This window comes from Jatrophihabitans lederbergiae, assembly GCF_031845305.1.
Classification (GTDB): Bacteria; Actinomycetota; Actinomycetes; order Mycobacteriales; family Jatrophihabitantaceae; genus Jatrophihabitans_A; species Jatrophihabitans_A lederbergiae.
Map to the genome: position 1 here is coordinate 1 of NZ_JAVREH010000066.1, position 17,884 is coordinate 17,884.

General features: G+C 67.6%; 11 protein-coding genes and 3 pseudogenes. 7 read left to right on the top strand and 7 right to left on the bottom strand.

The genetic code is table 11. The annotated features are described in order from the left end of the window. The first annotated feature begins 135 nt into the window (after positions 1-135). The 3 genes from RM423_RS21955 to RM423_RS21965 all read left to right on the top strand — a co-directional run bounded on the left by RM423_RS21955 (position 136) and on the right by RM423_RS21965 (position 3,483). A complete protein-coding gene (locus RM423_RS21955; protein WP_311425188.1) occupies positions 136-696 on the top strand; it encodes a group II intron maturase-specific domain-containing protein in 561 nt (186 codons plus the stop codon). Between the two features lie 188 nt (positions 697-884). Beyond that, on the top strand, positions 885-2,600 hold the full coding sequence (locus tag RM423_RS21960) for a phosphatidylglycerol lysyltransferase domain-containing protein (protein ID WP_311425189.1): 1,716 nt from the start codon (positions 885-887) through the stop codon (positions 2,598-2,600). After that, entirely contained in the window at positions 2,590-3,483 is an 894-nt protein-coding gene (locus RM423_RS21965; protein ID WP_311425190.1) for a DMT family transporter, read from the top strand. The genes RM423_RS21960 and RM423_RS21965 overlap by 11 nt, the downstream gene beginning before the upstream one ends. A 448-nt stretch (positions 3,484-3,931) precedes the next feature. Here RM423_RS21965 and RM423_RS21970 read toward each other — a convergent pair whose 3' ends face one another. Next, positions 3,932-4,846 (bottom strand): LysR family transcriptional regulator, encoded by a 915-nt coding sequence (locus RM423_RS21970; RefSeq protein WP_311425191.1) that lies wholly within the window; start codon positions 4,844-4,846, stop codon positions 3,932-3,934. A 165-nt stretch (positions 4,847-5,011) separates the two neighbouring features. Between RM423_RS21970 and RM423_RS21975 the strand changes: the two are divergent. Next, a pseudogene (locus RM423_RS21975) lies at positions 5,012-5,266 on the top strand (hypothetical protein); the annotation flags it as partial. 5 nt (positions 5,267-5,271) lie between these two features. On the opposite strand, the gene RM423_RS21980 reads toward RM423_RS21975, so the two are convergent. The 3 genes from RM423_RS21980 to RM423_RS21990 all read right to left on the bottom strand — a co-directional run bounded on the left by RM423_RS21980 (position 5,272) and on the right by RM423_RS21990 (position 8,592). Then, the gene (locus tag RM423_RS21980; RefSeq protein WP_311425192.1) at positions 5,272-7,212 is read right to left on the bottom strand and encodes a LamG-like jellyroll fold domain-containing protein; all 1,941 of its coding nucleotides are present in this window, start codon (positions 7,210-7,212) and stop codon (positions 5,272-5,274) included. Positions 7,213-7,519: 307 nt separating this feature from the next. Next, on the bottom strand, positions 7,520-7,969 hold the full coding sequence (locus RM423_RS21985) for an alpha/beta fold hydrolase (protein WP_311425193.1): 450 nt from the start codon (positions 7,967-7,969) through the stop codon (positions 7,520-7,522). Positions 7,970-8,091: 122 nt separating this feature from the next. Beyond that, complete coding sequence (locus RM423_RS21990) at positions 8,092-8,592, bottom strand: hypothetical protein (protein WP_311425194.1); 501 nt, start codon at positions 8,590-8,592, stop codon at positions 8,092-8,094. 859 nt (positions 8,593-9,451) lie between these two features. On the opposite strand from RM423_RS21990, the pseudogene istB reads away from it, so the two are divergent. Next, positions 9,452-10,279: pseudogene (gene istB / locus RM423_RS22000) on the top strand (IS21-like element helper ATPase IstB). A 6-nt stretch (positions 10,280-10,285) separates the two neighbouring features. Here istB and RM423_RS22005 read toward each other — a convergent pair. Then, positions 10,286-11,655, bottom strand: a pseudogene (locus RM423_RS22005) (IS30 family transposase). 747 nt (positions 11,656-12,402) lie between these two features. Further along, positions 12,403-14,199, bottom strand: a complete 1,797-nt coding sequence (locus RM423_RS22010) for a glycoside hydrolase family 15 protein (RefSeq protein WP_311425196.1) — start codon at positions 14,197-14,199, stop codon at positions 12,403-12,405. A 187-nt stretch (positions 14,200-14,386) separates the two neighbouring features. Between RM423_RS22010 and RM423_RS22015 the strand changes: the two genes are divergently transcribed. Both RM423_RS22015 and RM423_RS22020 read left to right on the top strand, forming a co-directional pair. Then, positions 14,387-15,154: an SDR family NAD(P)-dependent oxidoreductase gene (locus RM423_RS22015; protein WP_311425197.1), complete on the top strand. Its 768-nt coding sequence runs from the start codon at positions 14,387-14,389 to the stop codon at positions 15,152-15,154. After that, positions 15,151-16,476 (top strand): NAD(P)/FAD-dependent oxidoreductase, encoded by a 1,326-nt coding sequence (locus tag RM423_RS22020; RefSeq protein WP_311425198.1) that lies wholly within the window; start codon positions 15,151-15,153, stop codon positions 16,474-16,476. The genes RM423_RS22015 and RM423_RS22020 overlap by 4 nt, the downstream gene beginning before the upstream one ends. Positions 16,477-16,951: 475 nt before the next feature. Here RM423_RS22020 and RM423_RS22025 read toward each other — a convergent pair whose 3' ends face one another. Further along, positions 16,952-17,467 carry a MarR family winged helix-turn-helix transcriptional regulator gene (locus tag RM423_RS22025; protein WP_311425199.1) on the bottom strand — a complete coding sequence of 172 codons (516 nt, stop codon included), beginning with the start codon at positions 17,465-17,467 and terminating at the stop codon, positions 16,952-16,954. Positions 17,468-17,884 lie beyond the last annotated feature (417 nt).

Genomic DNA, 17,884 nt, shown 5'->3' on the forward strand with positions numbered 1-17,884 from the left:
GATTATGCCGACCAGCCCGCGAGATCACCCAGCATCAGCAAGGGCCCTCGACCCTCACGCGGCATAATCCGGCGGTCGACATAGGCTGATGACTTCGTCCTGATGGTGTCCGGTGACCGGCACCACGCTGAAAACTTGCGCGAGGAGGTGGCAGCCGTGCTCGCCCCGATGGGACTACGGCTGGCCCCGGAGAAGACCCGCGTGGTCCACATCGATGAGGGCTTCGACTTCCTCGGTCACAACATCCGCCGACAGCGGAAAAGAGGAACCTCGAAGCACTACGTCTACACCCGGCCGTCCAAGAAGGCCGTCCAGGCGATCAAGGACAAGGTGTCGGCGAAGACCTACAGGTCAACCCGCAACATGGAGCTGGACGAGCTGATCGCCAGCTTGAACCGGATGCTTGCGGGGTGGGCGAACTACTTCCGATACGGGATATCCAAAGCGGTCTTCGGCACGATCGACCACCATGCGTGGGGCCGTTTGATGCGCTGGATACGCCGCAAATACGCGGGCAAGGCCCGTCTCGGAATGCCGCAGTTCCGCTGTCGCTTCTGCGACCAGGGCTGGCGGATCGCCCGCAACGGGGTCACCTTCACCGGCGCATCCAGCGTCGAGGTGAAGCGCTACCGCTACCGCGGCAGCAACATCGCAACCCCCTGGACCCCGACGTCGGCAGCCACCACCAGTAGCTGACCAACGGCAAAGGCACATGGAGCGCCCGGTGCGTGGAGACACGCACGCCGGGTGCGGCGGGCGGACCGGGGAAACTCACCGTGAGCAATCACGACAGAGCGCCCCGGTCCGACCCAACCCAGCACCCCTCGTTAGCGGAGGATCCTGCGCGGTTGCTACTCACACCCCGATTAGCGGGGCTGCTCACAATGCTGGACACGGTCTTGCCGGCGCGCGAGCGTGCCCGCGCCCACCAGTTGGTGCCGCTGCTGCCGATACCGGCCACCGATGCGGCGACTGCTGCCACAGTCGCGCTGGGCCTGCTGCTGCTGCGCGTGGCAGCCGGGCTGCGTCGCCGCAAGCGGCGGGCCTGGCGGATCGCGGTCGCGGCCACGATCCTGATCGGGCTGGCGTACCTGCTCAAAGCCCACCGCGACGAGGATGGTGGCGCCGCCGTGCTCGCGACGACGCTGGCATTGCTGGCGATGCTGATCACGGCCCGTGCGCGGTTCACCGCACGGTCTGACCCCGCCTCACGCTGGTTCGCGCTGCGGATCGCGTTCCAGTTCACCGCCGCCGGGCTGACGCTCGGGGTCCTCACCTTGTACCTCAACCCCGAGAACGTCGAGGGTCATGCCACATTCTGGACCCGGCTAACCCAGGCGCTGGCGGCCCTGGTCGGAGCGACCGGCCCGCTGCGGCTGCACGGCGAACGATTCCGCGACGGGTTCACCGGCTCTCTGTTGGCGATCGGGTTGCTCACCGCCGCCATCCTCGTCGTCCTCATTCTGCGTCCGTCAGAGCCGCTGGCCCGCCTCAGCCGCCCCGACGAGGACCAACTGCGCGCGGTCTTGCACCGCCACGGACACCGCGACTCGCTCGGCTACTTCGCGCTGCGGCGCGACAAGTCCGTGATCTGGTCGGCCAGCGGCAAAGCGGCCGTCACCTACCGGGTCCTACATGGCGTGATCCTGGCCAGCGGCGACCCGCTCGGTGATCCCGAAGCGTGGCCCGGCGCCATCGCCGCCTACCGGGAACTCGCCGAGCAGTACGGCTGGGCCCGGGCCGTCATCGGCTGCAGCGAACTCGCCGCCACCATCTACCAACGCGAATGCGGGCTGCGAGCGATCCAGCTCGGCGACGAGGCGATCATCACGACCAGCGGTTTCACCCTTGAGGGGCGACCGATGCGCGGCGTCCGGCAAGCCTGCACCCGCATCACCCGCGCCGGCTACGACGTGCAAACCCGCTACGCGTCGATGATCAACCCGAGCGAACTCGACGACCTCGCCCGCGCCGCCGACGCGTGGCGCGGCGACACCGTCGAACGAGGCTTTTCGATGGCCCTATCCCGCCTTGGCGACCCGGCCGACGGCGACTGCGTCATCGTCACCGCCAAACACAACGGCGCACTGCGCGGACTGCTGCATCTCGTTCCCTGGGGCAACGACGGGCTCTCCCTCGACCTGATGCGCCGCGACCACGCCTCCGACAACGGGCTCAACGAATATCTCATCGTCAAACTCATCGAAGCCGTTCCCGCCCTGGGGATTGCCCGAATCTCGCTGAACTTCGCCGTGTTCCGTGACGCGATCGACCGCGGAGCCCGCATCGGTGCCGGACCCTTCCTGCGGGCCTGGCGTCGCCTGCTCATCATCGCCTCCCGCTGGTGGCAGATCGACACGCTATACCGCTTCAACGTCAAGTTCCGCCCCAGCTGGCAACCCCGCTTCCTGTCCTACGAAGCCGGCCGAGATCTGCCACGGATCCTGCTCGCCGCCCTTGAAGCCGAAGCATTCCTCACCCGACCACCCATCCTCAAACGCCTGCTCCGCCGGCCCACCGGCCCCACCACCGGGCTGAGCAACGACCGAACGCACGTCACCTCGGCCGGTTCTGGTCGGGAGTACCCCAATGCCCAATGAGTGGCTGGTCGTGACGCTCAGCGTGGCCGCGGCGTTCGCGTTCGCCCTGTCGAGTTCGCTCAAGCATGCCAGCGCAGGGCACGCCCCTGACGCGCAAAGTCTGCATCCGGGCAAGGTCGCCGGTTTCATTCGCGCCACGCTGTCGCACCCGCTGTGGCTCGGCGGTATCGGCTGCGACCTCGTCGGCCTGGTGCTGCAGATCCTCGCCCTGCACCTAGGCGCACTCGCGGTCGTGCAGCCACTGCTCATCAGCGGGCTGCTGTTCGCGTTAATGCTGCGCCAACACTACGGGCAGCAGCACATCACCGCTGCTCAAATCACTTGGGGGGTCCTACTAACTGCTGCGCTGGCGGGCTTCCTGCTGCTCGCCGCGACCGGGAAACCAGCGGCCTCGCACGAGACCGCAGACCGTTTGCCCGCGGTGCTCGCCGGCCTCGGAGGAGCGGTATTGGCCGTCGTCTGCATCGAGCTCGCTCGCCGGCAACGCGCTGGAGGGCGCTCCGCCGCTCTGCTCGGCGTCGCCGTCGGCATCATCTACGCAGCCACCGCCGCCCTGCTCAAAGCACTCACCGACATCGCCGTCGACGCCCCTTTGCACCTGCTGATCAGCTGGCAGCTCTACACCGTTATCGCACTCGGCGCCGCCGGGCTGCTGCTCAACCAACTCGCGTTCCAAGCCGGACCCATCACCGCCAGCCTGCCCGCGACCGCGACCACCGATCCGCTGCTCAGCATCGCGATCGGCGTCCTCATATACGACGAACACATCCGACGCGGGCCGGTCGCCGGTGTGACGCTGGCAGCCCTGCTCCTGCTCATGGGCGCCGCCGTCATCCAACTGGCGCGGTCCGAAGCCGTCGGCGACCAGATGTCCCCACGATGAGCCGCCGCCGAGCCATGGCACGACCCTGCGAACAGGAAGGTACGGACGACGCACACCCCCTGGGCCGCACAGACGAGCGATCGTCACTGCGATCTGCGGCGCGGGCGTAACGAACTCGACGCCCGCGCCGCATGCCTGCGCAGCCTCGTAGGCGATGTTGCAGACCAGCCCGACGTGCTACTCGTGCTCGAACAGGACGACTCCCTCATCGATTAGGACCGCCGACGTCTCTACGGGGTCTGAGTAGCAGAGCTACAGGATCGTGCGCTAAGCCTCGACACCGACGATCTCCAGGCATGAGTTCCTGCGGGCGTCAAAGGCTTGTAGGGCACCACCTCCAGTGGTACGGCCGCGATCAGCGGTCTATGAGCACCGTCCGAGCTAGCGGCCGAGCAGCGCCTTCTAGTGCCGCTGCTCGGCGGCCGCGTGCGTACACGGGGGTTGCGTGTCAGAGCCGTCCCATCAGTTCTGATCCCTCGGTGCGCAGTGCCTGCACGACGACGTCGGCTTCGGCGGACGGGTCCTGCCTGGTGATGGCGACGGTTCGACGGCCGGGGAAGTCACGGTCGTCGACGGCGACGACGCGCACACCGCTGGGGACCGATGCGGCGGACAGCTCGGGGATCAGTGAGATCCCGAGACCGGCTGCGACCAGCCCCAGGCGCGCCGGCCAGCTGCGCACGGCGTAGCCGATGCGCGGGGCGACGAGCGTGGGCCAAGCCTGGAACTGCGGGTCGGTGCCGTTGGTGGGCTCGCCGACGATCCAAGACTCGGCGGCCAGCTCATCGGCCTGGACCCGCTCCCGCTGCGCAAGGCGGTGGCCGGCGGCGACGGCGACGTGGAGCGCGCCGGCGGAGACCACGCTGACCCGCAGGCCGTCGAGGTCGTAGGGCGGCAGGTCGGCTCCGACGCCGATCACGGCCACTTCCATCCGGCCGTCACGGACCCGTCTCACCAGGGACGGGGACGCCCTCTCGTGCAGTACGACGGAGAGCGCGGGGTGCGCGGCGGTGACGCGGGCGATGGCGCGAGGGAGCAGGACCGCGGTGGCGGTCGGGAACGCACCGACCACGACCCGCCCGGCGACCCGGTCGCGCAGGCCGGCCACCTCGTGCTCAGCGGTCTCGACCGCAGACAGGATGGTTCCTGCGTGCCGGAGCAGGACCGCGCCGGCCGTCGTCGGTCGCACACCGCGGGCCCACCGCTCGAACAGCGGCGTCCCTACGCCCGCCTCCAGCGCCGCCACCTGGCGGGACACCGCCGACTGGGTGTAACCGAGCTTGCCGGCGGCCGCGGTGAGGGACCCGAGCGCCGCGACCTCGCGCAGGACACGTAAGCCGTCCAGGGTCACATCGGCGGGCATGACCCAGAAGGTACCTCTGCCCTACACGCATGGCTCGTCTGCGAGACCCTCGCTGATGGCAGGCGACGTGGAGGCGCAGGCTGGCGAACGAGAGATCAGCTCGCCTACCAGGAGGTTGCCGTCACCATGAACAACCAGCTCGCCGGGGTCTGGCGACTGCGGCACATGACCCTGCCTCCGGAACAGGACAACACCTACGGAGCGGCGCCCGACGGGCTGCTGACGCTCACCGAGGACCTGCATCAGCGGTTGCAGGCTGACCGGTCACCTGCTGGCCTGCCGGGTTGCCGAGGCGGATGACTGGTGTCAGCGCTGCGGTGCTCAGGGGCGCCGCGCGACACGATGCACCGCGAGCTGGCGCATGAGCCGCTGGGCTGTCGGCCGACGACGCTGCTGCTGCTCACGGTGCGCCGCTACCGGTCGCGTTACTTGGCGGTGAGGAAGTCCCGGTGGTTGAGAGGTCGGTTCACGATGCGGGTGTCACCGACGGTGCCGTGGAAGACGACGTCGATGCTGCCTGCGTATTCGTGGGCACCCAGGAGCCAGGGCCGCCCCAGCGAGGTGAGGCCGACCGACTTGCGAGTCGGGTTGTCGACGACCGGAGCGCCGTCGACGTAGAGCTTGGTGAGGCGGCCGTCGTTGACCACCGCGAGGTGCCACCACCGGAGTTCGACCATGCCCTGACCCCAGTTGGTCGTGGGGTAGGTATCGTTGGTTGGGTAATGGTTCCATTGCGCTTCCCGGCCGTTGTTCGTGATGTTCAACTGAGCCAGGGGCTCGTCCGGGTCGGTGTTCTTGCCGTGTTTGCCGGCTGCCCCGGCCGAACCCCGGCGGCTGAGGATCGAGGCGTTGCCGTTATTGCCGGCGTCCCAGTCCAGCGGCAGCATCACGAACGTCTCGATGGTGTAGCCGTTGGCGAATGTGTCGCGGTTCAACGGTGCCTTGGCCGCGGTGGCCAGGTACGAGCCATGGACCGGGTTGCGCCCACCGGCGAATGTCAGGCTGCTGTGCCCGGGTTGGTCGGGGTGGTGGTCGGCGGACAGGGTCAGCGCGTCGGCCGCGGTGCCCGGTACGGTCACGACCGTCAGGTCGTTTCCCTTACGGGACAGGTCGGGAACGGTTCGGCCGGCGGTCAGCGGGGTTCCGGGCGCGCCGAGCTCGTCGAAGCGCCAGTACGCCTGCGTGCCCGGTATCAGCTCCCGGCGGGCCGGGCGCGCGGGTCGGACCGGCACCGGTACGAAGCTTGAGAACCGTTGCTCGAAGTCGATCGGGATCGAGAAGTTGTCGACCGGACCGGTGATCCGGGCCAGTTCGGCCGCCAGCTCGGTGCGCGTCTCCGGTTTCTGGGCGAGGATCCACGGGTTGATCGTCTCGACGTCGATGGTCTTGCGAACCAGGTCGAAGTGGTAGAGCCGGATCATGGCGCCGCCGCCGAAGTAACGGTTCTGGTAGTTGGTGATGTGCATCGAGACGTCGTTGCCGGCGGTGTTCTGCTTCGTCGTCCGGCCGGGTGGCCAGTAGTGGCCGTTGAGGGTTAGGAAGATCTGGTCGTTGTCCTTGATCAGTTCGTCCCAGACCGTCTGGCCGTAGTCGGAGAGCACGGCGTCGTTCTCCGGATCGCCGGACGGGTAGGGGAAGACGTTGTCGTCGTAGGGCGAACCGACGATGTCGTGCGAGGTGAGGATGACCGGCATCGTCGGGTGGGCCTTGATGACGTCGTTGGCCCACGCGAAGCCTGGAGCGGTGGTCCGCCAGTCCAGGGCCAGCAGCAGCCACGATCGACCGGCGGCCCGGAAGATGTGGGCAGTGTTGTAGCCGGTGGAATCGGAACCGGCGAACGTCTTCGACTTCCGGAACCGCTGGGGGCCCATGGTCTGCAGGTAAGGCGTCTCACCGCGGCTGTCGTCGCCGGTCACGTCGTGGTTGCCGGCGAGCACGCTGTAGGCGGCACCATGGGAGTCCATCAGGTCGAAGGCCTGATGGACCTGGGCGAACGACAGCGGGTCGGCGTCCTCGGTCAGGTCGCCGAGGTGGGCCATGAACACGATGTTGTTGTTGAGGTCGGAGCTGTTATCGATGATGTAGCGGAAGGATTCTTCCTGTGGTGCGCGGTTGACGCTGTCCTGGCTGCCCCAGTAGAGGAACTGGGTGTCGGGCATGACTGCGAGGGTGAACTGGAGCGCGGTCGGATTCGGTCTCCAGGCACCGGTTCTGTTGGTCGGTGCCGCGCTCGCCGGCGATCCGTCGAACACGGACCCGCCGATTCCGACCGCAGCCGCACCAGCACCGGCCAGCGCCGTGTTACGCAGGAAACCTCGTCGGCTCTGGCCGCTCGGCTCGTGCGATTCAGTCTCGTTCTTGCACATGAGGCGCTTCTCTGGTGGGTTCACCGCGACAACGCTAGGCAACTGCGGTTTCGGGCGAGCAAACCTGAGGTAAAGAGCTAGGAGACAGCGTCTGGTCCTTGATCCGACGGGTGTGCTCGTGGAGTTGGTCGATCATGTGCTGGGACAGGGGTGACGGCGCGCCATTCGGTGTCTTTGGGGTAGCGCTTGAGAAGAAGCGTTGCCCGTCGGGATTGAGCTTCGCGGCGAGCTCTCCGGCGACGCGAGAGACCGTGATGAACCCCGTGTCGAGATCGATGTCTTTCTTCCGCAGTTTGACTAGCTCGCCTCAGCGGCGTCCTGGGGTCTGCTCCACTGATAAACGCGCCGACGTTGCAGCAATGATCAAGCTGCCCACCTGCTCGGGATGACGTGCCGCGTAGCGGAGCGCAACCCAGCCGCCGAAGGACAGTCCGACCACGACCGGCCGATGTATCGCCAGCTTGTCGATCACGTCGGCGGGGTCGTCGGCCCAGTCATCGAGGGTCCAACTTTGCGGTGCTGCCAGGTCACTGCGGCCATGGCCGGGCAGATCCGGCGCAACAAGCTTGGCCCGCGCGGCCAGTGGGGCGAGCACGTGGCGCAGTCCACCACCATCGATATCCGGGCCGCCGTGAATAGCCACTACAGCTGCGCCATCTGACGTCGGATCATCGGTACGGCCCTGCACGGTGCCGCGCAGCATCACCCCACGGACGGCGAACTCCCACCAGGCCGGCTCAGCCCATGGCTTGGTCATGGAGGCAAGTCTGCCGCAGCCGTGGTGCAGCAGCGACTGAAGATGTTCTCCGGGACATTGTCGACTGGTGTTTTCGACACGCCGGACTTGAGAGGCACACCCTGGGTGGTTATGTCACACAGTCAGGCGCTGATGGTGGCGGTGCCGCGGGCGAGGTCGGTGGCGGCCTGGGTGACGAATGAGCGGGCGACTGTGGCGGTGACGGGTTTGCCTTGTGCGGTGAAGGTGAGGGCTTCTTCTACGCCGCGGCGGACGAGGAGGACTTCGGTGATTCCGAGGACGACGGGTTTGCCGGCTGCGGTCTTGAGCTGGAGGACGGCGTCGATTTCGCCTGCCACGGTGGAGGTTTTGCCGGGTGTGACGGTGACTTTGGAGTTGACATAGGTCAGGCCGTGGCCGAACAGGCTCGCCCCGTGGGTGGCGAGTTCCTTTTTGAAGCAGGGCAGGTATCGGGGGCTTTTCAGAGACTGCACGTCGGAGGTGACCGCGCTGATCGTCTTAAAGCTCATGGCGGTCGCTGAGATGGCCTGTGCTCCGCTCGCGCTGGTAAGGGTGAACGTGGGGGAGGAGGCCTGCGCTACCTGAAGCGGGTCGGTGTTGACCGTCCCGACGCATGCAGCCACCTCAGCGTCTTGCTGCTGGCTGGCTTTGTCCTCGGAGGAGTTGTCCGCTGGGGTGGCCTTGAATCCGGGCAGCGCTGATCGGGGCGGTAGCAGCGCGGTCAGTTGTGCCGTGGTCAGCGGCTTGTACGCTGCCGGCGAAGGCGCGGGGGGACTGTGTGATGCAGACGTCGAGGGTGCAGCGGTAGCCGCTGTCGAAGTTGCTGAGGTGGAGGTTGCTGGGGTGTGCGTGCTCGCCGCGTGGGTCGCGCTGTGCCCGCAACCGGCTAAGGCGCTCACTGCCAGAAGAGCTACCAGTGAAGTCCCCAGTGATCGTGTGGGCACTGGCCCTGTTACCTGCATCATCTATCCCCCGTTGATCGGCGCTACCGGGCTGCGGCGATTGGCTGACCGGCTAGCTTCCTCACGCAGACCTTATGCGACGGAGATGGATAGATCAACGCACCCCGTGGCGTGACCCCCGCTGGTTGATCCGGTCAAGTGGGAGTCTTGATGTTTACGAAGGTGGACCGAAAAGGCTCGATGATCATGACAACGAGGAAAAGACACACGTCGGAGCAGGTCGCGGGCAAACCCGGCGCGCTGCCCGGCGCGACCGCCCTGGTCCAAGCCCGAGCCAGCGGCGCATTCACGCAAGCGCAGGACGCGTTCTGGGCCGCCGCCCGCTCCCGGCTCGGCGACTGGAAGGGCACCCAAGCCTGGTCGAGGTGCTGCTGCTGCACCGCCACTCCACGCCCGCCGGGCGGTGGCCGACGCCGGCGTCTCCAGCGACACCGCCGAGCTGCCCGCCGCTCTGCAGGGTTGACGGCAGACCGCTGCCGTCGGTCGCGCCCTAGGACGACCTACTCACCGGAGCCAGCTCATGAGCACCCGCAAAGGCGTCACCGAGCAGGCCGCGGTCGCCGCGATCGACGGCGGCTGCCGCACCCTCCGCCTGCCCACCATCCGCTCGAGGTTCGGCGAGATCGCCGCCGCCGGAGCGGGAACAGCTGTCCTACCTGGGGTTCCTCGCCGAACTGGTCATGGCCGAGTGCGACGACCGCGACACCCGCCGGACAGTGCGGCGGATGAACGCCGCCGGATTCCCCCGCGACAAGAGAGTCGACGAGTTCGACTTCGACGCCAACCCCAACGTCCCCGCCGCCACCGTCCACCAGTCCGCCGGCTGCGCCTGGGTGAAGGCCGGCCAGCCGCTCTGCCTGATCGGCGACTCCGGAACCGGCAAGACCCACCTGCTCATCGCCCTCGGCACCGCCGCCCAAGCGGGGCGCTCAGTCCGCTACGTCCTCGCGTCGAAGCTGGTCAACGAACTCGTCGAGGCCGCCGACGACAAGCACCCGTCCAAGACCATCGGCCGCTACGGCCGCGTCGACTTGCTGATCTGCGTCGAACTCGGATACCTCGAGCTCGACCGGCGCGGGGCCGAGCTGCTCTTCCAAGTGTTGACCGAACGCGAAGAGAAGTCGGCCATCGCGATCGCCTCCAACGAACCGTTCTCCGGCTGGACAAAGACCTTCACCGACCCCGGCTCTGCGCCGCCATCGTCGACCGGCTCACCTTCAACGGCCAGATCATCGAAACCGGCACCACCAGCTATCGGCTCGCTCGCGCACGCCCGAGCGAGCCGCTCGCCGAAGCCATGACACGAGCCGATCGTTCCCGTCGTCGCGGTGCCCCGATGGGAAACTGACCGGATTCAACCGGTCGATGCAACACCGGCTTGTTGGAGCAAGAGTAGTTGTTCGTTGAAGGCTTCGGCGGGGGTCTTCCAGCCGAGTGTTTTTCTGGGCCTGGTGTTCAGTGCGTGGGCGACGGCGTCGAGCTCCTCGGCGGACCATCTTGATAGGTCGGTGCCTTTGGGGAAGTACTGCCGCAGCAACCCATTGGTGTTCTCGTTCGTGCCTCGTTGCCAGGGGCTTTGCGGGTCGGCGAAGAAGACGGGGATCCCGGTCTCGATCTTGAACTGGGCATGGGCCGACATCTCTTTGCCGCGGTCCCACGTCAGCGACCGGAGCATCTGCGCTGGCAGTGTCGACATTGTGTTGGCAAGGGCGTTCTTCATCGTGAGCGCACCGTAGCCGGCCAGTGCTGGCCCGTTCTTGACCGTCTGTTTGTGTCGGTAGCCCTCCTCGCGTGGCAGGTGCACCAACGTCGTGAATCGAGTCGTGCGTTCGACGACGGTGCCGATTGCCGAGCGTTCCAGGCCGATCAGCAGATCGCCTTCCCAGTGCCCGGGGACCGCGCGGTCCTCGACCTCGGCGGGGCGTTCACTGATGAGCACCTCAGGCGTGACATGGGCCCACGTCTTGCGGCGGGAACGTTCCCGCGGTGCGCGTAATGCCCGGCCGGTGCGCAGACACCAGACCAGCTCACGCTTGAGCGCACCCCGGCCCTCGATGTAGAGCGACTGGTAGACCGCCTCGTGGCTGATGCGCATGGACTCATCATCGGGGAAGTCGAGCTTGATCCGGTTCGCGATTTGCTCGGGACTCCAGGCCCGCACCCATGCCCTGTCTTTTCGGTGGGGCTTGTTGTTGCCGGTCCAGCGCGGCGACTTCGGTCCGGCCACCGTGGTCCCGTCGGGCCGACTGATCTGGCCCGACAGTCGCTCCTGCACGTAGGCGCGCAGTCTGGGGTTGGACACCAGCTTGGCGGCCTTCCCGCGGCAGGCGGCAGAGGACGGCCGTCTGGCCGTCATCTCGGCCTTCCACTGCGCAACCGAAGCCCGGTAGTCGGGCCTGCCGCCGCGGGTAGCGACATTGCGACGCAACTCGCGAGAGATCGTCGACGGATCCCGCCCGATGCTGCGAGCAATCTGCCTCACGCCCGCACCTTGGGCTTTCAGGAGCGCGATCTCCTCACGCTCGCGAAGGACAAGTAGCGGCCTGACAACGGCTCGAGATCGAATGGTGGCATGCCACCAGCGTTGTGGAACCACCGTTGGCCGACCGGCTGCGACGCGCCGACGGCGATCGCTGCTTCCGCCGGCAACACTCCCTTGGCGATCTCGACCCAGAACAACCGCTGGACCTCGCGCTGATGCGGCGGAGCACCAGGCGACCTCATCGCCGCACGCACCCCCCGATCCGCATCCTGCTGGCGACGAACCACCCAACACCTCCATGATCACGAGGTGTTGCGACAACCGGTTGAATCCGCCCTGCTAACCGTGATCTTCGTCCGTTACGAGTCGCCTGTCCTGAACAGCCGCGGCGGACATACCGGCATCTTGGATTGGCGAACGGCCTCGCCCGCTCTGGCACGGCCAAGAAGCCAATGGTCACCTGCTGGTTCAAGAGCAGCGCAGACCATCTACTCCGCCGGCTCCCGGGCTATCTTGCGCTCCTTGACCGGCACGGGGTCGCCTGGACCGAGCACACATCAAGCGAACCTGGCCATATCCTCTACGAGGACGCCGTCCAGGTTGTCGTCGCACCTCTCGACTGACCACAGGCGATCAGCACCCCCCCAAGAAGGGGCCAGGTCGAACCGTCCGTCCGGGGGCCACTTCGGGGGCAGGAAGCGAGGCGGGGACTATCCGTTAGAGAGATAGACCCGCCGGGTCTGTCGACCGCTGTCGGTGGGTTCCCGCGTCGGGATGTGATGTACCCGGGCGTGCATGTCGGCAGAAGGTGGCGGCGGCGTGGCCGATGCCGGTAGGACTGGCGGCACTGGTCCCGATCGCGATATGCGTCCGGTCAGTCAGGTCGAAGGATGCGCGGTGGGTTTCGCCCTGACGCGACCGAGGATGGGTGGGACTGGCGCCGGGTCGGGCGCGGCTGGTGGTGGGTCTTGGGGGTGAATCGCAGCGGGTCAGCGGTGGATGGGGTGGTGGCTGTGGTGGCCTTTGCCGGCGTGTAGTTGCAGGGCGCTGGTGATGAGGGGGAAGTGGCTGAAGGCTTGGGGGGTGTTGCCGAGCTGGCGGTTGGCGGTGGGGTCCCATTCTTCGCTGAGCAGCCCGACGTCGTTACGGAGGGTGAGCAGTCGTTCGAACAGTTCGGTTGCCTGGGTTTGTTTGCCGGCGAGGTGCAGTGCGTCGACGAGCCAGAATGAGCAGGCCAGGAACATTCCTTCCCCGCCGGTCAGGCCGTCATCGGAGTCGGTGGTCTGGTAGCGCTTGACGAACCCGTCCTCGGTCAGCCCGGTTTGGATGGCGGTGATGGTGCCCAGCACCCGCGGATCGGTCGGGGGCAGGAACCCGACGCGGGGGATCATGAGCAGGCTGGCGTCCAGGGCGGGGGCGTCGTAGGACTGGGTGAAGGTGTTGCGGTCGGCGTCGTAGCCGTGGGTGAGGACGTCGGCGTGGATGGTGTCGCGAAGGGCTTGCCACCGGTCGGCGGGGCCGTGCAGGTCGGGGTGGGTGCGCACGGCGGTGGCCATCCGGTCGGCGGCGACCCAGGCCATGACTTTGGAGTGGGTGAAATGTCGTCGGGCGCCGCGCATCTCCCACAGTCCGTTGTCGGGTTGGTCCCAGTTGCCTTCCAGGTGCTCCATGAGCGCGACCTGTAGGTCCCACGCATCGTCGTGGTCGGCGAGCCCGGCGTTGCGGGCCAGAGCGAGGCCGTCAAGGGTCTCGCCCCAGACGTCGAGTTGCAGTTGGTCAGAGGCGGCGTTGCCCGTCCGCACGGGCTTGGAGTTTTCGTACCCGGCGAGCCAGGGCAGTTCGGCTTCGGGCAGCCGCCGGGTGCCGTCCAGGGCGTACATGATCTGCAGGTCGGCGGGGTCTCCGGCGACCGCTCTCAGTAGCCATTCCCGCCAGGCCTTGGCCTCGTCGAGGTAGCCGGCGGAGATCAGCGCTTGCAGGGTGTAGGTGGAGTCCCGCAGCCAGCAGTAGCGGTAGTCCCAGTTGCGGGGGCCACCGATCTGCTCGGGCAACGACGTGGTCGCTGCGGCGACGATGCCGCCGGTCGGCTGGTACGTCAGCGCTTTCAGCGTCAGCAGGGAGCGGGTGATGGCATCGCGGTAGGGACCGTGCACGGGGGTGCCGCGCTGGGCCCAGTGCTTCCAGAAGGTCACGGTGTCGGTGAGAGCCTGCTCGGCGTCGACCGGCTTGGGCGGGGGTTCGTGGCTGGGGTTCCAGGTGAGCACGAAGGGCACCCGCTCACCGGCTCGGACGGTGAACTCCGAGCCGGTCGCCAGGTCGCGTCCCTGCAACGGCGCCGGGGTGCGCAGCCGGACCCGATCCGGGCCGGCGATGGCCTCCATCCGGTCACCATGGTGGCGTACCCAGGGCAGCACCCGTCCGTAGTCAAAGCGCAGCCGCAGTTGCGATCGCATCGCCACGGTGCCGGTGATGCCTTCCACGATGCGGACCACGTCCGGGGCGTGCCCGCGAGGGGGCATGAAGTCGGTGACCCGCACGGTCCCCTCTCGGGTGCGCCATTGCGTTTCCAGCACGAGGGTGTCCTCGAGGTAGCGGCGGGTGGTGCAGACCCCGCCCGCGGCGGGCGCGATGGTCCAGTGCCCGGCATCGGGGGTGTCCACCAGCGCGGCGAAGCAGGCGGGGGAGTCGAACTTCGGTAGGCACAACCAGTCGATCGATCCGGTGGTGCTGACGAGCGCGGCGCTCTGCAGGTCACCGAGCAGGGCGTAGTCCTCGATACGGCTCATCAGCTGATCGTGCCAGTCGGCCAGATCCTGGGCGCGCACCGAGTCCGCCGGCCGGCGAAATTCCGGGCTGAGGCAAGGCCAGTGCTGCGGTACCGATGCGGGGTTGATTGACTGAGTGCTTCATCGGCTGAACAGGCAGCTGACCCGCCCGCTGCGGCGACCATGCCGACTATCGCTGGGAGTTCTCGTGTTGTTGCAAGGCAAATCGATCGTCGTGACCGGGGGGAACAGCGGTATTGGCGAGGCGATCGTGCTCGCGGCCGCCGCCGAAGGTGCGAACGTGACCATCGACTACGTCACCCACCCGGAGGAGACCACCGCGCTGATCGCCGAGGTAGAGGCGGCCGGCGGGCATGCCGTCGGGGTACAGGCCGACATCACCCAAGCAGCCGACTTGCAGAAGATGATGCAGACCGCGGTCGAGGCCTACGGCCGACTGGACGTACTGATCAACAACGCCGGCATCGAGACCCGCACCTCGCTGTTGGACACCACCGAGGCCGACTTCGACACGGTCATGGCCGTCAACATGCGCAGCGCGTTCTTCGGCGCCCAAGCCGCGGCGAGGCAGTTCATCGCCCAGGGCGGCGGCGGGTTGATCCTCAACATCTCCTCGGTGCACGAGGACTGGCCGATGCCGGGCAATATCGCCTACTGCGTCTCCAAGGGCGGGATGCGGATGCTGACCCGCACCGCCGGGGTTGAACTGGGCGCCCACGGCATCAGGATGGTCAACATCGCCCCCGGCGCGGTGTCCACCCCGATCAACGCCTCCACCGAGGCCGACCCGGCCAAGATGAAAGCTCTCGACGCCGCGATCCCCCTCGGGCGGATGGCGCAGTCCTCTGAGATCGCCGACGTGGTGGTGTTCCTGGCCTCGGGCAAGGCCGGCTACATGACCGCGACCACCGTCGTCATCGACGGCGGCATCATGCAGGGCAGCGTCGGACTATGACCGTCGGCCCGCGGACGTCCCCGGGGCCCAAGGTTGTGGTGGTGGGGTCCGGGTTCGCCGGGTTCTTCGCCGCCCGCAAGCTGGCACGGGCCGACGTCGAGCTGACGGTTCTATCAGCGACCGACGGCATGCTCTACCAACCGCTGCTGCCCGATGTCGCGGTCGGCACCGTCGACCCCCGATCCGTCGTCGTGCCCCTCGCCTCAACTCTTCCAGGTGCGACGCTAGTGCGCGGGCATGCCAGCGGAGTGGACTTCGACGCCCGCGTCGTTCATTACACCGGTGCCGACGGCGTCACCGGTGTCGTGGCCTATGACCGGTTGCTGCTGGCCCCGGGCAGCGTCACCCGCCTGCTCGACATCCCCGGTCTCGCTGAGCACGCGATCGGGTTGAAAACCGTCACCGAAGCCCTGTATCTACGTGATCACGTCCTGCGCCGGCTGGAAACCGCCAACGACCTCACCGATCCGGCCGCCCGGCGGGCAGCGCTGACATTCGTCGTCGTGGGCGCCGGCTACGCCGGCGTCGAGCTCACCGCCCAGATGGCGCGCCTGACCCGCAACCTGCTGCCCCTGCACCCGGCTATTGCCGTTCAGGACGTGCGGTGGCTGCTGGTCGACGTCGCGAAGGCTGTGATGCCCGAACTCGGCGCGAGCCTGGGCGATACCGCTCTGCAGTTATTGAAGAAGCGGGGCGTGGATGTGCGCCTGGAAGTCAGCGTCACCGCGGTCACCGACTCCGAAGTCACCTTCACCGATGGCACCACCCTGGATTGCAGCACCCTGATCTGGTGCGCCGGCATCACCGCCAACCCCCTCATCGACACCCTGAATCTGCCGATGACGAAGGGCCGGCTGAACGTTGACGCCTCGCTGCGCCTGCCCGGCCACCCCGACGTCTACGCCATCGGAGACGCCGGCGCCATACCGGACCTCACCAAGCCGGCCGATGAACACGGCACCCGGCCGGTGTGCCCGCCGACCGCGCAGCACGCCATGCGCCAAGCCACCGCCGCTGCCCGCAACATCCTCGCCGACCTCGGCCACGGCACCGCCCGCCGCTACCGCCACCACGACCTCGGCCTGGTCGTGGACCTCGGCGGACCCGACGCCACCGCCACCCCACTAGGCCTGCACCTGCGCGGGCGGCTCGCCAAGCTCATCACCCGCGGCTACCACCTCTACGCCCTGCCCACCGGCAAACGCCGCATCCGGGTCGCGCTGGACTGGGCGCTGGCCGGCAACCACCCCGACGACGTCGCCCTGGGCCTGCCCACCGGACAGGCAGCGCTCATCACCCACGCCGAAAACGCCAACGGGTAGTCGCGGCGATGCCCTCCCCCTCGACAGGACCGCCCGACATCCTCCTAGCCGACTAGATAAGAGACGACAACCTCCGGCGTACCGGCACCCCCCGCCGCGACGAGGGCAAGCAGACCCGCGCGGGGCGGCCGGCGTCGGGCGTCCTGGGTGCGTGAGGTGCTTCGCGACCACCATCGCCCCGCTGCCGACAGCCTCGACATCTCGCGCTGCCGCGGCCAGGTCAGTCTGTCACCGCCAGCATCGCTACGGTGTTGCCGCGGCGACTCAACGCCACCGGTGACAGGCCGCCCCGTACCGCCGCTCGCGCCAACCGCCACCAGTGTGGGTGACATCACCATCACTTCTTCTGCCTCGACGAGTCAGCCCTCAGAGCATGCGCCCGCGCTGGCCGTAATGGCAGCCGCACTCCGGTTGCGGCAGCTGTAGCCCTCCGCGGCTGTTGCGGTGCCGTGGCACCAGTCGCAGCCGGGCCGAGTCAGGTGCTCCAACCCATGAACCACAGATCCGGCTCAGCCGGCGGCGGCCCCGATGCGGCGAACTCCTGCAGCAGTGCGACCAGTTCTGCTCGGCGCGGCTTCGGCATCGCGGCGAGCATCGGCTCCAGGGCAGCCCGCCGCTGCCGCATGACGTCCTCGACCACTCGACGGCCCCCGTCGGTCAGCGTCAACATCAGCTGGCGCCGGTTGGCGGGGTCATCGGCCCGGTTCATCAGTCCGGCGACGACCATCCGGTCACACATCCGGCTCGCGGTGGACAGATGGAGCTTGGCGGCGTCGGCGAGTTCGCCGAGGGAGACCGACCCCCGGCTCGCCAGGATCACCAGCGCGCGGAATTGGGTCAGATCGACTTGATCCTCGACCGCGGCGATCGACTGCGAACTGATCGCGACCAGAACCCGGCACGCTGCCTGTACCGCCTCGAGCTCCGCATGCCCAACGTGCGCTTTCTTCGCTTCGCTACGCGAAGTCCTTTTCGACGCTCCATCGGCCACCACCTCAGTCTGCCCGCTACCATTGCAACCGGCAAGTTTTGCGAGTGAATACCGTTCTGGTAGAGCCGCGGCTCTACCGCCAGGCCAGCAGCGGCCGACGGAGCCCATCAGTGTCGAGCGTGCCGCACCAACACGCCGACGCGTATGCCCTAGACCACGCGCCGTCGGAGGCCGTATCGCCCTATTTCGGCGTCCCGGGCCATCTTCGGAGCTGAGCGGTGCTCGGCGTACGGCGCGCCGCGACTGCAGATTCAGGCCGGAAGCTCAGCCACTCCCTGCCGGGAGCCTCGGCTGGTCGCGTTTGCCGGCCGATGCGGCGATCTCGGTTCCCTCGTACTGCCAGCTCGAGGTGTCGTACTGGCCTTCTTCTGCGTCCCAGCCGGAGAACAACCCGTCGAGGTCCTCGGTGTCGCGGAA